Genomic DNA, 16,714 nt, shown 5'->3' with positions numbered 1-16,714 from the left:
GTATGTTGCCTTTTATAGGATCAGGTTATTGATTGCTGCATATTGTAAAAGCATGATAGTTTTTCCGTCTTTAATTTCTCCGGTATTGATCATGTCGAGTGCTTGCTGAAAAGGGAGTTCTAAAACTTCTATATGTTCGTTTTCTTCTTCGAGGCCACCACCTTCATGGACTTTCATTTCATTGGAATATTCTGCAACAAAAAAGTAAATGAGCTCAGTAACTGAGCCGGGTGACATATAGGCTTCAAAAACCTTTTGAACGGTTTCTATACGGAAGCCAGTCTCTTCTTCTGTCTCCTTTTTGATGCAGTCCTCTGCGTTGTCTTTATCTAATAAACCTGCACAACATTCGATTAGGTAGCCAGTTTCATTTCCATTTACATAGGTAGGCATCCTGAATTGACGCGTAAGCACTACTGTTTGATGTTGTTTATTGTATAGCAGAATTGTTGCTCCGTTCCCTCTGTCGTAAGCCTCTCGCTCCTGGGAAGATTTGGTGCCATCCTTTCTAGTGATTTCGAAAGCTATTTTCTTGAGTGTGTACCAATTGTCTGATAGGACTTCAGTGCTTGTTATTTTTACAGATTCCATGTAGTTGTTCGTAATTATTTAGGGCCAAATTAAAGCAATTTCTGATTAAGAGGATCGCTTTAATAGAACATAAAATAGTAATATTTAGTATAGAAGAAGTAGACGGTTTGTAACTAATTTTAATTTTCTTTAGAATAAGTATATCTTCAAACTTTGGTGTCATTGTTATTGATACCTGCCTTTTTATCCCAAAAGGTTAAAAGAAAAAAATGCTTAAGCCGAAAAGATCAGTAAACATATTATTCCAGGAAATTCAGGCCGGCAGCCAGGATGCTTTCAATGCGCTTTTTTTGAATTATTATGATAAGCTTGTCGCGTTTTCACAGCAATATGTAAAGCAAATTGAAAGTGCAGAAGAAATTACCTCTGAGCTATTTGTTAAAATATGGTTAAAGCGCGATACATTACTTAAAGTATTGAATCCGGAAGTATATCTGTACATATCAATAAAAAATGCTTCATTAAATCAGTTAAGGGCTGCCAGAAAACATCAGGTAGTATCTACTGATGATGAAGAGCAAGAGCAGGTTTCAATTCTTACAGTTCATCACGGTACAGAGTTAGAAAAAAAGGAATTGGCAAAGTTGCTTGATCTGGCGGTTGAGGCCTTACCGGAACAAAGAAGAATAATCTTCCGCCTCATAAAAGAAGATGAACTTAAATCTAAAGAAGTCGCCCAAATATTGAACATCTCAGTTAGAACTGTTGAAAACCAAATGTATAAGGCGGTGAAAAGTCTGGCTGATGCAATTAGTTCGTACCTTGGCTATCATCCTCAAAAGCGAATCTCCAAAAAACAGGCACTATCAAGCCTGCCTATTTTATATTTTTTCTGATACGATAAGTAGTTCATCAAATTTGGGTGTCCTTAGGGTATAAGACCATTGAACATGACGAAGCAGTATTTCCTGATGTTATTAGCCAGAAAGCTAAGGGATGAAATTTCCAAGGAAGAAGAGGAACAGTTACAACAGATTATTGATAAGGAAGATACTTATAGGCAAATTGCCGAAGAGCTAACGCTTTATTTTCATCGCAAGCAAGGCGTCGAAAGTATGGTTGATGATAAACTGAAAAAGACCTGGGGGATCATCGCAGAGACGGAGCATAAAGGACATCTTCCAGAAGGTTATGACGATCATAAATTCGAAAAACGTCGGTTTTATAGGAGTCCACTACTTAAAGTTGCCGCTAGTATTGTTTTGGTGGTAGGGTTGGGACTATTGGCTTATCATTACTCCCATACAGTGCAAACTCCAAAGTTTACTACGTTAACTGCGGTTGATGGAAAGTTATTTAAAACACTTGATGATGGTACCCAGATATGGCTTAAGAAGGGCTCTTTCATTAGATATAATGATGATTTTGGAAGGACCAAGAGGGAATTGTTTTTGTCTGGGGAAGCTTTTTTTGATGTTGCAAAAAATAAGCAAATTCCATTATTCGTACATGCCGGTCGTATCAATATTGAAGTAAAGGGCACGGCTTTTAATGTGCTGGCTGATAAAGAACAGCCGAACATTGAAGTATCGCTTATACGTGGGTTGGTAGCGGTAAGCAATAATACAGATGAGACACAAAAAGTAATACTTAAACCTAGAGAAAAATTACTTATTTCTTTTAATGGTTCAATAAACAAAGATTTGTTCAGTATCCTCCCTATGGATGTTAATTTACAATTGCAAGAAGTAAGATGGACGCAAGATTCACTGATTTTTAAGAAAGAAAAACTGAAAAACCTTGTCCTTCGGCTTGAAAAGAAGTATGATGTGAAAATCGAGATTAACAATGAACAGTTAAAGGATAAAAGGTTTAGCGGACTTTTTGCTGATGAACATTTAAAAGAAGCGCTAGAAGCACTTAAGTTATCATACCCTTTTAGTTATACGATTACGAATAAAACCGTGGTTATTAAATAGATGAAAATGAGGAACATACTTTTTATAACCCTGACGCTACTCGGGTATTTTTCTGCTGATGCTCAAAATCGTAAAACTTCCATAGTTATGGAGAAACAACCACTTGTCCAGCTTTTTGATCATATTCAGAAAAGCTGTGGTTATAGCATGGTTTACAGCGATGAAATTGTATCTGACACGATATTAGTGTCGGTGAATGTAAAGCGGACAGCTGTGTCGGACTTGTTGGACGGGATCCTGCCTAAAAAACTGCTTTTTTATAAGATGATGTCGGATCGTATGATTGTTATCGGAAGTGCAAGATTTGTAAAAAAATCTGCGGATATTGATTTAATGAGGAGTTCGGTGTCAGGGAAGGTTGTAGATCAGACGAATAACGGTTTGCCTTTTGCATCATTAGGGCTTATGAATGCTGGGGTTTATGTAAGTGGTGGTGTCAGCAATGAAAACGGTCAATTTCATATTTCTTACGGCTTTAAAAATGACACGAAATACTCCTTTAAAATATCCTCAGTAGGTTATCAGCCATTATTGCTAGATTTTACCTATCCGGATACAGCTGTTTTGGCAAAGATAGTGTTAAAAGAAGAACGCAATACCCTGAATATGGTAAGTATAACCGGGAATAGGCCGCTTATAGAAAGAAAGACCGATAGGTACATTATAAATGTAGAAGGAAGTGTACTGGCTGATGGAAATACTGGTTTGGAAGTTTTACGGAAATCGCCGGGGATATGGGTAAATAGTGATGGGGCTATTAAGATCAAAGGAAATCAGTCTGTAATGGTGATGATTAATGATGTGGTTCAGCGTATGTCTGAAGATGAGCTCGCGGAGTATTTGCGTACACTAAGGTCGGAAGACATTAAAAGAATAGAGGTAATTTCTAACCCACCTTCAGAATTTGAAGCTGTAGGTTCGGGAGGAATTATCCACATTGTATTAAAAAAGGCTAGAATGGATGGGCTTGCTGGTCAGGTAAGCAGTTCTTATAAATATGGAAACCGCCCATTTTATGCGGGTGGTGTTTCGGCGGATTATAAGTTGAAGAATTTGTATGCCCAGGGTAGCTTGTCTTTTGCAAAAGATAAAAGTGATTACCTTGGAGGAACAACAACGATCATTTATCCGGATCAAAGTACATATGCTGGAAGAACTGACCGCTATAACAATAACAGCAGGGACCAGTATCGTTTCGGATTGGCTTATGATTTATCTAAAAATCAGCTTATTGGATTGCAAGTGGTTGGGGCGGGAAGTGAAATGTTACAGACTTTCAAAACCAATATATTATTGAATAAACCTACTGAGGTGGTAAGTGGAGATGCTTTGTCTGACTGGGTCCGTAAGCCTAAAACTACCGGGGCTACGTTGAATTACCTGTTGCTGCTGGACAGTACGGGTAGCAAGCTGAAGCTGATAGGTGATTATGTACGGAGCAGCAAAATGGAAGAAAATGATTTTACGTCACAATATACTGATCCCTCAAGAAATTCGAGATACCGAAACAATACACCTAATGTTACCAACATTTATTCGATACAGGCAGATTATACAAAAGTTTTTGATCACAAGCTGGAGCTAAAGACCGGGGTTAAATACGTTGCCGCCAAAAGGGATAATACTATATTAAAGGAAAATTTTGTTGCTGATGAATGGTTAAAAGATCCTGGGGCAAGCAACCAGTTTATTTATGATGAAAACCTTTTGATGGCTTATGGTACGTTGGAAAAGAGCATCCAGAAAACAAGTATTAAATTAGGTTTGAGAGCGGAAGAAACCTATATGAAAGGAAATTCAATCACTACTGGTAAGACTTTCTCCAGAAAGTACCTGGGTTGGTTTCCTACTGTGTTTCTGGTGCAGAAATTGAATGAAAAGAAGGGCAGTTCTATTTACATCAATTATTCCAGACGGTTAAAAAGACCACAGTTTAGTTATCTAAATCCTTATCGGTTGCAACTTAATGACTATGAAGTCATGACTGGAAACCCTGATCTGTTACCAGAATATACACATAAAGTGGAACTTGGTTATAATTTCTGGAATGGTTTCTCTGCAGATATTTATTACAGCCGTACCGAAAATACAATTGCGTCGCTGGTAAATCCGATAGGAGATAATGTGATAGAGTATCAGCCAAGAAACTTTAACAATAGCTCAGATTATGGAATAGGCATTGATGCGCCGGTTAATCTTTTTAAATGGTGGAAGACATATAATTCATTTGTACTTTTTCACCTGGCAACGGAGATTAACAATTTCAAAGTTGATCGGTACAGTGTTTATGCCAAGTCTATGCATACTTTTACTTTGAGAAATCTTTTTGATCTGGATATGTATGCCAACTATAATTCTCCTTATGTGACAGCCAATTCCAGAATGGGCTATATATTTTATGTTGATTTGGGGTTGACTAAGAAAATGTTCAGTAATAAGATAAGGTTGCGTTTATCGGCGACTGATATTTTTGATACTTTTAAGGAGCAGGAGTTTACAAATTATAAGGACACCAAGATCAGTTCTTATCAGAAAAGACCTACAAGGACTTTTGGTTTGTCTTTGAGTTATAGTTTTACTGCGGGAAAGAAATTCAGCAATAAAAAAATAGAGCAGAGCAATGAAGAGGAACGAAATAGGATTGGCAATTAGTAAGATTTTTTATTATCTTTCCATGAACCAAATTGTCTAACAAACCATTAAATGAATCAGTTTAAATCTTCTTTCGGTAATTTGCTTAAGGCTAGTTTAATTGTCTTTCTTCTTGCTTTGCCTGCCCTGCTTTCGGCTCAAGCGTATAACACTAAAACTTTCGAAAAGAACATCAAGGCTTTTGATAAAAGGGACTCTATAGAAAAGGTGCAGCCAGGTTCTAACCTGTTTGTTGGGAGTTCTTCGATCACCAATTGGAAAGACGTTGCCGATTATTTCCCAAAGTCTTATGTCATTAATCGTGGGTTTGGAGGTTCTAAATTTGAAGATCTATTGTATTATGGAGATCGGGTAATTATGTCTTATAAGCCGGCGAAGATTTTTATTTACGAAGGTGACAATGATATTGCTAAGGGGATAGATACAGAAACGTTAATTAAGCAAGCTGCAATGTTGAGACAAAGAATTGCGGCGGTATTTCCTAAAGTTCCTGTGGTTTTTATCTCTGTAAAGCCAAGTGTAGCCAGATGGGAGCTTAAAGATAAATATGTAGCGTTTAATCAAGCGCTTAAAAAATATGCGAAGAAAGAGAAGTTAACTGCTTTTGCAGATGTTTGGACACCCATGCTTGATGCCAATGGAGAAGTATTTAAAGATGTCTTTTTACCAGATAACCTACATATGAAGCCTAATGGCTATCAGATTTGGCAAAAGGTTTTGCAACCCTTCTTACTGAAAAATAAAAAATAGAGTTTTAATCTAATTGTTCGAATTCTTGAATTGGAGGTTTCCTGAATACCCAATATTTTTGCAATACATAGTTGAAACCTAAAGAGACAATAATGTCGACCATAATTCTGGTTAACTTATAATCGAGGTTTAACCAGTTGGTAAAAAGGTAGGTGCCGGATGATTTTAGGGTAATGCTACCCGCTACTACAAAAATAAATTTAGTGAGTTGGTTGCCAACGGGCGATTGACTTGCCCCGAATGTCCAATATCTGTTTATAGAAAAATTAGCCACGGCACCAATAATTCCGCCAATGGCGATCGAAATGGTGTAGTGGATGTGCAGCAGTTCAGTACACAATATCATCACTGAGTAATCCAGCAGTCCACCTGTACATGCTGAAACCTGCGCTTTAGCAAATTCAAAAATGGATTTTATTTTACTCATTAAGCGGCTTTCTTTTTAGCATTTCGCTCTATAGCATCCCGGATATCGCCAAGCTTTAACAGTTTGCGGGTATCTAAAATATTGATGAAGAAAAGCGTTATGCATATCATACCTGCGAAGTATCCTATTAAGCCACCAAACACAACTTCTAAAACAAAGATTAGGGCCAATATGATACGGATCTCCGTAGGACCAACCAGTCCTGAATCTATAGTGTATACGTCTGTGATTTTGTATCTTAGTTGCGATATGATCATGGCCCATCCATAAAGCACAACAAATACAAAAGCAATGAGCTCATACTTATTTTTTGCGTACACCATATAGCCTAAGCCTATCATCACAGTGCTTACCCAGTCCATAATAATATCGAGCGAAAAGCCATACCATTTACGAGGAATATTGCGGTAATAGGCAATACGACCATCTAATGAGTCGCCAAACCAATTCAGCGCCAAGCCGAAAATACCTATTAAAAGGTAACTGCGGTCTATATAATTAGCAAGTACAAATCCGACAAGTACCAATACTGATCCAACGGTGCCAAGAAAAGTAAGTATGTTTGAAGATATGTAACTGGGGATTCTGGTCACCAGAAAAGAAAGCGTTTGTTGCTCCAGGTTATTTAAAATGTTCGTTCTTTTTCTATCCTGAAATACTCTTTTTAAATCATCAGTATCTGCAGACGCGATCAAAGTTTCTTCTCTCAATTTATTTTGTTCCATTAAGGCCTTGTAGTATAATTATACTCTACCATGCAAAAGTATAGAATTTAAACAATCGAAAATTGATTTTGTTAGAAAACAACCTTTCTATGATAAAATTATTCGCTAGATCTTTTAAGTTCAATCACTGTGATCTCAGGCCAAATGCCTATTCGCCCCGAAAAACCCAGAAAACCAAAGCCCCTGTTGATGTTCAGATATCTACCATTTTTGCTGGCTATACCGGCCCAATGTGCATATCTATATTTAACAGGACTCCACTTTATGCCCAATGCTTCGATACCGAACTGCATTCCATGTGTATGGCCGGAAAGGGTTAGGTGTATTTTTGTGGGAAGCTTTTTTACCTCTTCATCCCAATGCGTAGGGTCATGTGACAACAGTATTTTGAAGTCATTGGATTGCACATTGATCATTGCTTTATTAAGGTCACCCCGTTGTCCAAAGCCAATACCCCAATTTTCTACGCCAGCCAGGGTAATTTGCTCAGCACCCTTATGTAAGGTGATATGTTCATCCAGTAGTAACCTAAATCCCAATTCTTGGTGATACTTTTTTAACTGCTGTAAGTTGGCACTTTTTTCACTTTCATTTTCCCACTTAATGTAGTCTCCATAGTCGTGGTTACCAAGTATAGAAAACTGGCCGAATGGTGCCTTTATTTGTGAAAAATAACTGATCCAAGGTTTAATTTCTTCGGCTTTGTTGTTCACAAGATCTCCGGTAAAAACAAATAAGTCTGACTGTTGTGCCTTAATTAAATCGATACCTCTTTGTACAGCTTTGGGGTTTTGAAAGCTCCCAGCATGTACATCAGAGATTTGTGTGATGGTAAAGCCGTCAAAGCTTTGAGGAAGATCATCGAAGAATAAAGTGTGTTTAATGACTCGGTACGCGTATTTCCCTTTGATGATGCCATAAATAAAGATCAGGATAGTAAGAATAAAAAGAAAGGCGGCAAACTCTACCCAGTATCCATTTCGTGGTTTGCCTGCAAATAGACGATAAACATCCGCGGGCAATAACATCAGGATAAAAACAAGTTCGGCTACAAAGAGGACGAGGAAAGCATGAGTCGCTATTTTAAAAAAGATATCCATTCCATTGTCGCGCATTCTTTGCATGGCATAAGCAAGTGCGGCAGTTATAAGTACAATAAAAGTCCAGAAAGCCGGCGTAATGTTTGGATGGGTACTGAGGGTATGGATACCTGACAGTACATAGCTGTTTATCAAAAAGAATAGTATGGCGATTACGACAAAGGGCAAAAAGTTTGTTTTTCGTTTCATTGAATTTAAATTACACTTTGGATGGGAGAGTGTTTATAGTGTTACATGAAATGACATTGTTATGTTAAAATTGGCTGATGCTTAGGCCGGATGATCCTAATGCCTAACAGAGTCAAAAGCTGAAATGTATTTATCAATATAGAATTGCTTTTCGGAGCTTTTATATTGCATGATGAATCTTGGATGTTCGAGGGCAATGATCTTTTTAAAAAAATGATGCTCCTCGTTCAGTTTATTAAGAAACTTTGCGTTTTTACCTGTACCAAAACAAAAGCAAGTGTCTGTGTAGACTCCGAGCTTAATGAGCTTGTGGATGCTTTCAATCATAAAGTCTTTAACAGAATGGATCAGTTCCTTGCTGTCGTAATAATTGTAGTTCTTTTCTTTGCCGTTGTTATCAACTGAAGTAAAACCAAGCGGGGAGGGCGAGTTAATATAGAAGTCTTTGTAAAAAGCCTCAACACCGCCATAGGCTTTAATCATTTCGTAGATAAAAACAGAAGAGAGTTCATGTGTTATTCTCCCTTCGTATTTGATATGACACTCGCTCTTTAGCCTTTTGGGGTCTGTAAATGGTATACCTGTTAATCCAGCTCCAAGTCTACTTGGATTAATGCCCAGAATGAGATGTCTTGGGTTATTGTCGTTGCAGTACTTTTGATAGAAACTTTCAACGATTTCCATTGTTTGTTCAAATTCTGTAAAAGGATTCATAATCCGGATACCCCGAGGCAAGGGGGGACCTGTATATTTTAGATTTTTATTGAAAAGGATAGCTTTATCTGCAAATGTCATCAGGTTAAAAATACAAAATTTTAGGATAGTACTTGTTTGTTTATCTGCGGATTGTAAATTAAGTAGCTGAAATTAAACATTTTAAATGTTATTTTTTGAAATATATACTACAAGTCCTGTATACTTTATATATTTGCTTTATGAACAAAACTAACAACAGCACTATTTATCTGAACATGCAAGCATGTATTAGGTAAGATTATAGGCTGTTGAGACATGATATTGAAGCTTCTCCGGTCTTACAGACAGAGGAGCTTTTTTTAAATAAGACCAAAAGTATGCAAAGTTTTAGGACAGAGTTAGAGAACCCAATTGTCGAAAAAGACATTATTGATCTTGAAAAAAAGATCAGGGAATTTCGCGAAGGTAAAATCCATGATGAAAAATTTAGGAGTCTACGTTTAGCACGTGGGGTTTACGGACAAAGACAGCCCGGGGTACAAATGGTGCGTATTAAATTGCCATTTGGAAAGGTGACGTTTAAACAATTGCTTCGTATATCTGATGTATCTGATGAATATGCAAGCAAAAACTTGCACCTTACCACTCGCCAGGATATTCAGATTCACTATGTGAGCCTGGACAGGACACCGCAACTATGGGAAGAATTGCAACGTGACGATGTAACAATCCGTGAGGCATGTGGAAATACGGTTCGTAACGTAACCTCATCTCCAGATGCTGGGATTAATCCGAACGAACCTTTCGATGTTTCACCTTATGCACATGCTTTCTTTACCTACTTTTTGCGGAATCCGATTTGCCAGGAAATGGGTAGGAAGATTAAGTTTTCTTTTTCTTCTGATGAAAGGGACACTGCATATAGTTATATCCATGACCTTGGTTTTATTCCTAAAATCAATGAGCAGGGAGAACGTGGTTTTAAAGTACTATTAGGTGGTGGCTTAGGAGCTCAACCTTTCTTAGCGGAGTTGGTTCACGAGTTTTTACATGAAGACCAGATCATTCCATATGCAGAATCTGTTTTAAGAGTGTTTGATCGTTATGGTGAAAGAGCGAATAGAAATAAGGCCCGCTTAAAATATTTGGTTCAGAAACTTGGGTTAGAAGAAGTATTAAGACTGATTGAAGAAGAACGTATTGCTAATAAAGTAAAGTCCTTTAAAATAGATCGAGACGCTGTCCCACAACCACAAATACCCGAACTAATTGATTATCCAGCTTTAGACGAGGTGGTTAATGCGATAGATTATAAACACTGGCGTGCAACAAACGTTGTTGCGCAAAAACAAGAGGGTTTTTACGCCATATATATTAAAGTAACTAAAGGAGATATCCCGACTGAGCTTGCTCGTAAATTGGTTGATGCGATAAGTCCTTACGCTGCTGATGAGATTCGTGTTACTCAAAATCAAGGCTTAATGCTAAAGTTTGTGAGCGCAGGGGCATTGCCTTCTTTGTACGTTGCATTGAACGAATTGGGTTTTGCAAAACCAGGCTTTGATGGCGTAGGTGATGTAACCACTTGCCCGGGGACGGATACCTGTAACTTAGGTATCTCTAACAGTATGTCGCTTTCTGTTGCTTTGGAAGATGTTATTTATGAAGAATATCCAGAGTTGATTTATGATAAAGACATCAAAATAAAAATCAGTGGATGTATGAACTCCTGTGGACAGCACGGCTTGGCTCATATTGGTTTTCATGGTAGTTCGGTAAAAGCGAATGGCAAAGTTGTACCAGCTGTACAAGTGATGCTTGGTGGTGGTACTATTGGAGATGGAGCAGGAAGGGTAGCTGAACGTGTAATTAAAGCACCATCCAAACGTGCCACTGATGTGTTGAGAACAATCTTGAATGATTTTAGCGCCAATGCTGAAAAGGAGGAAACATTCCATCAGTATTACGACAGAAAGGGTAAAGATTATTTTTATCAGATGTTAAAGCCTTTGGCTGATTTAACCAATTTAAAAGATGAAGAATTTGTAGATTGGGGCCATGAAGGAATATTTATACCAGCCATAGGGGTGGGTGAGTGCGCCGGTGTGGTGATAGACTTAGTAGCTACCTTACTACTTGAGGCAGAAGAGAAATTAGATTGGGCAAAAGCCTCTTTTGAAGCCGAAGCTTGGTCTGATGCGATATACCATAGCTATGCGGTATTTGTAAGTACCGCAAAAGCATTGCTATTAGATAAAGGTGTGAACAGCAGTACACAAATTGGTATCATCCGCGAGTTTGATAACAACTACGTAGCTACAGGTGAAGTAGAACTGGAAGGTACATTTAACGACCTGGTACTTCAAATCAATAAAAATGAACCTACTAAAGAATTTGCAACGGTTTACTTAAATGCGGTTGATAAATTCTATAATCAAATGAAAGCTAAAAGAGAGGAGCAATTCAATGATCACTCAAATTAAGAATAAAGAACCAAAAATAACACTTGTTGGTGCTGGTCCGGGTGATCCCGAACTAATTACCATGAAAGGTGCCAATGCCCTTAAAACAGCAGATGTTGTTTTATATGATGCATTGGTGAACGAAGGGGTTTTAGATTTTGCTAATCCTAATGCCATTAAAGTATATGTAGGTAAAAGATCAGGAGAGCATTCTTATGGTCAGGAGGCCATCAACAAATTAATGGTGGATTATGCACTTAACTATGGTCATGTAGTTCGTTTAAAAGGTGGAGATCCTTTTGTATTTGGCCGAGGATATGAAGAATTGGATTTTGCAGCAGGATATAGCATCCCGGTTTCGGTGATCCCTGGTTTATCGAGTTCTATTTCGGTACCGGGCTTGCAACAAATTCCGGTAACACACCGTGGTTTAAGCGAAAGCTTTTGGGTAGTTACTGGAACTACTGCTTCGGGCCAGATCTCTAACGATTTGTATGAAGCTGCGCGTTCAAAAGCAACGGTAGTGGTATTAATGGGGTTGGGCAAGCTGAAGGAGATTGTTAAGTTATTTCAAAACGAAGGCAAACATCAACTGCCAGTTGCGGCGATTCAAAGTGGTTCAACCGAAAATGAGAAGTTGGCCATTGGCGTAGTGGATACAATTGTAGAGCTGGTGGAAGAGAAAGGTATTAAAGCTCCGGCTTTACTTATTTTTGGTGAGGTGGTTTCCTTGCATCCTTCGTTTCAACCCATCAAGGATTTTTATCAGGCACTTAAAGAAGAACTGTAGTTTTTATGGAAGGCAACCAGTTATTTCCTGTCTTCATTAAATTGAACTCCATACATACGCTATTGGTGGGTGCGGGACCTGTGGGTCTCGAGAAATTAACAGCAATACTTGGTAATAGTCCTGAAGCAAATGTAACTGTTATTGCTTTGGAGGTTTTACCAGGGGTGAAGCAGCTTGCAGAAAAGCATGAAAGGCTGAGCATTTTAACACGTGAATTTGATCCTTCTGACCTTGATGGTGTTGACCTGGTTGTTGCGGCTACAAATAACGACGAACTCAACCAACAGATCAGGGAAGAAGCCGACCGTAGGAATTTGCTGGTCAACTTTGCCGATAAGCCAGATCTATGCAATTTTTACTTAGGTTCTATTGTAAAAAAGGGCGATCTTAAAATAGCAATATCTACAAATGGAAAATCTCCTACCATTGCAAAAAGGTTAAAGGAGGTACTAAATGACAGTTTACCAGAAGAAATAAATGATACGCTGCAAAATATGCAGGCGCTTAGAAATACGCTGAACGGAGATTTTGCTGCGAAAGTTAAAAAGCTAAATGCAGTAACTTCGTCATTGGTTGATGGTAAAGGAGAGCGGACTAGCAGAGCTAATTTGAAATGGTTAATCTGGTCGGCTATTGTATTTTCATTTGCTATAGTAGTAGCTGTTTTTTGGCACAAAGAACCCGAGTTTCAGACTTATATTGCCAACCTTAATCCAATGTTTTATTGGTTTTTAATTGGTGGATTTATTTTTGCCATGATTGATGGCGCAATAGGTATGTCGTATGGCGTAACCAGCACTTCATTTTCTTTAGCCATGGGTGTTCCCCCGGCTTCGGCAAGTATGGGTGTACATTTATCAGAGATTTTAAGCAATGGGATTGCCGGGTGGATGCATTATCGTTTTGGTAACGTAAACTGGAAATTGTTTAAGCTATTATTGATCCCTGGTATTATTGGCGCAGTAACAGGTGCTTATTTGTTGTCTTCATTAGAGCATTATAGTAATTATACCAAACCAGTTGTTTCTTTATACACCTTAATACTAGGCTGCGTAATATTATCTAAGGCTTATCAGGTCAACCGTAAAAAAGCAGTCCAAAATGGGAAAATAAAAAAAATCTCGTTATTGGGGTTATTTGGAGGTTTTATAGATGCTGTTGGCGGCGGAGGCTGGGGTTCAATTGTATTGTCTAGCTTAATTGCTGGGGGAAGAAATGCCAGGTTCTCTTTAGGGACCGTAAAGATTACTCGCTTTTTTATTGCATTGATGAGCTCTTTAACCTTTATCACCATGTTAAATGGTGCACATTGGGAAGCTGTTGCAGGTTTGGTTATTGGAAGTGCACTGGCATCGCCAATAGCAGCAAAAGTTTCCAATAAGATATCTGCTAAAACTATTATGGTTTCAGTTGGAGTTCTTGTGATTTTAGTGAGTCTGCGCAGTATCATCAATTTTATCCTAAAATTAGTTTAGTCATGAAGGAAAAATTAGCAGAAATAGCCGAAAAAATTAAGGGTCTTGATCCGGTAGCTGCCTTGCAATTTTTTGCAGATCAATATCCGGGAAAGATTGTTTTTTCTACAAGTTTTGGGTGGGAAGATCAGGTAATTACACACATGATTTTTGCCAATGATATCCCAATTGAAGTTTTTACACTAGAAACCGGTAGGTTATTTCCGGAAACATACTATGTATGGAACCGTACTTTAGAAATTTATAATAAACCCATAAAAGCTTATTTCCCCGATACCGAGGCTGTACAGGCAATGGTGAATAAAAAAGGACCAAGCAGCTTTTATGAGTCTGTAGAGAATAGAAAAGAATGCTGCGGGATTCGCAAGCTGGAGCCTTTAAAGAGAGCTTTAAAAGGAAATGATCTATGGGTTACTGGAATCAGGTCAGAACAATCTGTAAACAGACACGATATGTCTAACCTGGAATGGGATGAACAAAACCAGTTGATCAAATTTCACCCGATATTTTTCTGGTCTCTGGAAGAAGTGAAGGCGTATATAGAAGAGAATAATATTGTTTACAATACCTTACACGATAAGGGATTCCCAAGTATAGGTTGTGCACCTTGTACAAGGGCGGTTAGTGAGGGTGAGGATTTTAGGGCCGGCCGTTGGTGGTGGGAAGATCAATCAAAAAAAGAATGTGGTTTGCATGCCACAACGTAATTGCAACAGGATATGAGTAAGTATAATTTAGATTATTTAGACGAATTAGAGGCCGAGGCGATTCACATATTACGTGAGGTTGCAGGGCAATTTGAAAAACCGGCCTTACTGTTTTCAGGAGGTAAGGATTCTATTACATTGGTGCGTTTAGCTGAAAAGGCTTTCAGACCAGGTAAGTTTCCTTTTCCGCTGGTACACATAGATACTGGGCATAACTTCGAAGAAACCATTACTTACCGTGATGAAATGGTGCAACGATTGGGCGAAAAACTCATTGTAGGTAGTGTTCAGGAATCCATTGATCAAGGAAAGGTTGTGGAACAGACCGGTAAAAATGCCAGCAGAAATGCGCTACAAACCGTTACTCTTTTAGACACCATCGCGCTGCATGGTTTTGATGCCTGTATTGGTGGTGCCAGAAGAGATGAAGAAAAAGCACGCGCCAAGGAACGTATTTTTTCGGTAAGAGACGAGTTTGGTCAGTGGGACCCTAAGCGTCAGCGCCCCGAGTTATGGAACATTTACAATGGTCGAATTCATAAAGGCGAGAATGTACGGGTATTTCCAATCAGTAATTGGACCGAGCTTGATGTTTGGAACTATATCAAAAGAGAAAATATCGGTTTACCTTCTATCTATTTTGCACATTACAGAGATGTAATCACACGTAATGGACAGTTAATGGCAGCTTCTCCATTTTTAAATATGGATGAAGAGGATATTATTGAACACAAAAAAGTGAGGTTCCGTACTGTTGGTGATATGAGTTGTACTGCAGCTGTTGAATCTGATGCTGATCAGATTGATATAATCATTGAAGAAATCAGCGCATCAAAAATTAGTGAACGAGGTGCCCGCATGGACGATAAAGTTTCGGAAGCTGCTATGGAAGACCGCAAAAAGGGAGGATACTTTTAATGAATATACTTAAATTTTTTACAGCCGGTAGTGTTGATGATGGTAAGAGCACGCTTATTGGACGGTTGTTATACGATACGGATTCCATCCTTGCTGATCAGTTAGAGGCTTTACAGCAATCTAATCGTAAAAATGATGACGGAACAATTGACCTCGCCATTTTAACTGATGGTTTAAGGGCAGAGCGTGAGCAGGGAATTACTATTGACGTGGCTTACAAATATTTTCAGACGGATAAACGTAAATTTATCATTGCTGATACCCCAGGCCATATACAATATACCCGTAATATGGTTACCGGAGCATCTACCGCCAAATTGGCAATTATTTTAATTGATGCCAGAAATGGTGTGGTTGAGCAAACTATCCGCCATTCGTATTTGGTGTCCTTATTGGGTATTGAGCATGTGGTAGTGTGTTTAAATAAAATGGATATGGTGGGATATAGCGAAACCGTATTTACAGCAATTACTGATCAATATAAAACGTTGGCCGCTCAATTGAATTTAAAGGATGTGAATTTTATTCCTGTAAGTGCTTTGAAGGGGGATAACGTGGTAAATGAGTCGGAAAATATGAGCTGGTATCATGGACGTAGTTTATTGCATTTTCTGGAGACTGTTGATGTAGAGACTGGGGCTGAGTCTGATCTTGCACGTATGCCTGTACAGTGGGTGGTAAGGCCGCAGACCGACGAGTTGCACGATTACAGAGGCTATGCCGGCCGTATTTTAAGTGGCGAATTTAATGTAAATGATAAGGTGACCGTTTTACCATCTGGAGGTAGCTCTATTATTGAACGGATAGAAATATTTGATCAGCAGCCTGCTACTGCCTTTGCGGGCCAGTCGGTAACGCTTCATTTAAAAGATAATATTGACATCAGTAGAGGTGATGTATTGGTTAATGCCGACCATTTGCCACAAAGCTCTAAGCTTATAGAAGCTGATGTATGTTGGATGGACGCAAGACCACTTGATGATAGCATTACTTATCTGTTGCAACACAATAGCAAGGTAACGAAATGTAAAATTCGCGAAATAGTTTATAAAGTGGATATCAATACGCTGGAAAAACAAGAAGCGCATGATTTTAAGTTGAATGATATTGGTCGGATAGTTTTGAAAACGGCAGATGAGCTAGCGTTTGATTTGTACACAGATAATAAAGCCAATGGTGCAGCTATTTTGATCGATAGTAGAACCAATTTAACAGCAGCGGCATTGATGTTTAGGGCTGTAGCAGATTAAAATCTAATTAAATAATTTATTTACGTTAAATATTTGCATTCCTTATTGTAATCGCTATTTTAA

General features: G+C 38.4%; 15 protein-coding genes. 10 read left to right on the top strand and 5 right to left on the bottom strand.

Annotated features, from left to right (window positions below):
• Positions 1–12 precede the first annotated feature (12 nt).
• Entirely contained in the window at positions 13–591 is a 579-nt protein-coding gene (nudK, locus tag EZ444_RS20385) for a GDP-mannose pyrophosphatase NudK (RefSeq protein WP_131611001.1), read from the bottom strand.
• 209 nt (positions 592–800) lie between these two features.
• Between nudK and EZ444_RS20380 the strand changes: the two genes are divergently transcribed.
• Genes EZ444_RS20380 through EZ444_RS20365 form a run of 4 tightly spaced genes read left to right on the top strand, consistent with a single transcriptional unit; the run spans position 801 to position 5,912 of the window.
• Positions 801–1,427: an RNA polymerase sigma-70 factor gene (locus EZ444_RS20380; RefSeq protein WP_225874786.1), complete on the top strand. Its 627-nt coding sequence runs from the start codon at positions 801–803 to the stop codon at positions 1,425–1,427.
• Positions 1,428–1,481: 54 nt separating this feature from the next.
• Positions 1,482–2,510 (top strand): FecR family protein, encoded by a 1,029-nt coding sequence (locus EZ444_RS20375; protein WP_131611000.1) that lies wholly within the window; start codon positions 1,482–1,484, stop codon positions 2,508–2,510.
• A gap of 6 nt (positions 2,511–2,516) precedes the next feature.
• A complete protein-coding gene (locus EZ444_RS20370) occupies positions 2,517–5,162 on the top strand; it encodes an outer membrane beta-barrel family protein (protein WP_165503677.1) in 2,646 nt (881 codons plus the stop codon).
• Positions 5,163–5,213: 51 nt separating this feature from the next.
• Positions 5,214–5,912: a GDSL-type esterase/lipase family protein gene (locus EZ444_RS20365; RefSeq protein ID WP_131610998.1), complete on the top strand. Its 699-nt coding sequence runs from the start codon at positions 5,214–5,216 to the stop codon at positions 5,910–5,912.
• Positions 5,913–5,916: 4 nt separating this feature from the next.
• On the opposite strand, the gene EZ444_RS20360 is transcribed toward EZ444_RS20365, so the two are convergent.
• The 4 genes from EZ444_RS20360 to EZ444_RS20345 all read right to left on the bottom strand — a co-directional run bounded on the left by EZ444_RS20360 (position 5,917) and on the right by EZ444_RS20345 (position 9,148).
• Positions 5,917–6,339, bottom strand: coding sequence for a GtrA family protein (locus EZ444_RS20360; RefSeq protein WP_131610997.1), 423 nt, complete (start codon positions 6,337–6,339; stop codon positions 5,917–5,919).
• Positions 6,339–7,064 carry a CDP-alcohol phosphatidyltransferase family protein gene (locus EZ444_RS20355; RefSeq protein ID WP_131610996.1) on the bottom strand — a complete coding sequence of 242 codons (726 nt, stop codon included), beginning with the start codon at positions 7,062–7,064 and terminating at the stop codon, positions 6,339–6,341. The genes EZ444_RS20360 and EZ444_RS20355 overlap by 1 nt, the downstream gene beginning before the upstream one ends.
• A 98-nt stretch (positions 7,065–7,162) precedes the next feature.
• Entirely contained in the window at positions 7,163–8,353 is a 1,191-nt protein-coding gene (locus tag EZ444_RS20350; protein WP_131610995.1) for a metallophosphoesterase, read from the bottom strand.
• A gap of 96 nt (positions 8,354–8,449) precedes the next feature.
• A complete protein-coding gene (locus EZ444_RS20345) occupies positions 8,450–9,148 on the bottom strand; it encodes an SMUG2 DNA glycosylase family protein (RefSeq protein WP_225874785.1) in 699 nt (232 codons plus the stop codon).
• Positions 9,149–9,426: 278 nt separating this feature from the next.
• Here EZ444_RS20345 and EZ444_RS20340 point away from each other — a divergent pair, with 278 nt between their 5' ends.
• Genes EZ444_RS20340 through EZ444_RS20315 form a run of 6 tightly spaced genes read left to right on the top strand, consistent with a single transcriptional unit; the run spans position 9,427 to position 16,651 of the window.
• A complete protein-coding gene (locus EZ444_RS20340) occupies positions 9,427–11,532 on the top strand; it encodes a HEPN domain-containing protein (RefSeq protein WP_131610993.1) in 2,106 nt (701 codons plus the stop codon).
• Positions 11,516–12,301 (top strand): uroporphyrinogen-III C-methyltransferase, encoded by a 786-nt coding sequence (gene cobA, locus EZ444_RS20335; RefSeq protein WP_131610992.1) that lies wholly within the window; start codon positions 11,516–11,518, stop codon positions 12,299–12,301. The genes EZ444_RS20340 and cobA overlap by 17 nt, the downstream gene beginning before the upstream one ends.
• Before the next feature lie 5 nt (positions 12,302–12,306).
• A complete protein-coding gene (locus EZ444_RS20330; RefSeq protein ID WP_131610991.1) occupies positions 12,307–13,776 on the top strand; it encodes a TSUP family transporter in 1,470 nt (489 codons plus the stop codon).
• 2 nt (positions 13,777–13,778) lie between these two features.
• Positions 13,779–14,483: a phosphoadenylyl-sulfate reductase gene (locus tag EZ444_RS20325; protein ID WP_131610990.1), complete on the top strand. Its 705-nt coding sequence runs from the start codon at positions 13,779–13,781 to the stop codon at positions 14,481–14,483.
• Positions 14,484–14,495: 12 nt separating this feature from the next.
• A complete protein-coding gene (gene cysD, locus EZ444_RS20320; protein WP_131610989.1) occupies positions 14,496–15,401 on the top strand; it encodes a sulfate adenylyltransferase subunit CysD in 906 nt (301 codons plus the stop codon).
• Complete coding sequence (locus EZ444_RS20315; RefSeq protein ID WP_131610988.1) at positions 15,401–16,651, top strand: sulfate adenylyltransferase subunit 1; 1,251 nt, start codon at positions 15,401–15,403, stop codon at positions 16,649–16,651. The genes cysD and EZ444_RS20315 overlap by 1 nt, the downstream gene beginning before the upstream one ends.
• Positions 16,652–16,714: the final 63 nt, after the last annotated feature.

The sequence above is a fragment of the Pedobacter hiemivivus genome, from assembly GCF_004331685.1.
GTDB lineage: Bacteria > Bacteroidota > Bacteroidia > Sphingobacteriales > Sphingobacteriaceae > Pedobacter > Pedobacter hiemivivus.
The sequence above is the reverse complement of the archived record's forward strand: the minus strand, read 5'-3'. Positions and strand labels throughout refer to the sequence as shown.

Bases quoted from the DNA above. Each gene is read 5' to 3' on its own strand.
- nudK (WP_131611001.1), bottom strand. From the start codon at position 591: ATGGAATCTGTAAAAATAACAAGCACTGAAGTCCTATCAGACAATTGG.
- EZ444_RS20380 (WP_225874786.1), top strand. From the start codon at position 801: ATGCTTAAGCCGAAAAGATCAGTAAACATATTATTCCAGGAAATTCAG.
- EZ444_RS20375 (WP_131611000.1), top strand. From the start codon at position 1,482: ATGACGAAGCAGTATTTCCTGATGTTATTAGCCAGAAAGCTAAGGGAT.
- EZ444_RS20370 (WP_165503677.1), top strand. From the start codon at position 2,517: ATGAGGAACATACTTTTTATAACCCTGACGCTACTCGGGTATTTTTCT.
- EZ444_RS20365 (WP_131610998.1), top strand. From the start codon at position 5,214: ATGAATCAGTTTAAATCTTCTTTCGGTAATTTGCTTAAGGCTAGTTTA.
- EZ444_RS20360 (WP_131610997.1), bottom strand. From the start codon at position 6,339: ATGAGTAAAATAAAATCCATTTTTGAATTTGCTAAAGCGCAGGTTTCA.
- EZ444_RS20355 (WP_131610996.1), bottom strand. From the start codon at position 7,064: ATGGAACAAAATAAATTGAGAGAAGAAACTTTGATCGCGTCTGCAGAT.
- EZ444_RS20350 (WP_131610995.1), bottom strand. From the start codon at position 8,353: ATGAAACGAAAAACAAACTTTTTGCCCTTTGTCGTAATCGCCATACTA.
- EZ444_RS20345 (WP_225874785.1), bottom strand. From the start codon at position 9,148: ATGACATTTGCAGATAAAGCTATCCTTTTCAATAAAAATCTAAAATAT.
- EZ444_RS20340 (WP_131610993.1), top strand. From the start codon at position 9,427: ATGCAAAGTTTTAGGACAGAGTTAGAGAACCCAATTGTCGAAAAAGAC.
- cobA (WP_131610992.1), top strand. From the start codon at position 11,516: ATGATCACTCAAATTAAGAATAAAGAACCAAAAATAACACTTGTTGGT.
- EZ444_RS20330 (WP_131610991.1), top strand. From the start codon at position 12,307: ATGGAAGGCAACCAGTTATTTCCTGTCTTCATTAAATTGAACTCCATA.
- EZ444_RS20325 (WP_131610990.1), top strand. From the start codon at position 13,779: ATGAAGGAAAAATTAGCAGAAATAGCCGAAAAAATTAAGGGTCTTGAT.
- cysD (WP_131610989.1), top strand. From the start codon at position 14,496: ATGAGTAAGTATAATTTAGATTATTTAGACGAATTAGAGGCCGAGGCG.
- EZ444_RS20315 (WP_131610988.1), top strand. From the start codon at position 15,401: ATGAATATACTTAAATTTTTTACAGCCGGTAGTGTTGATGATGGTAAG.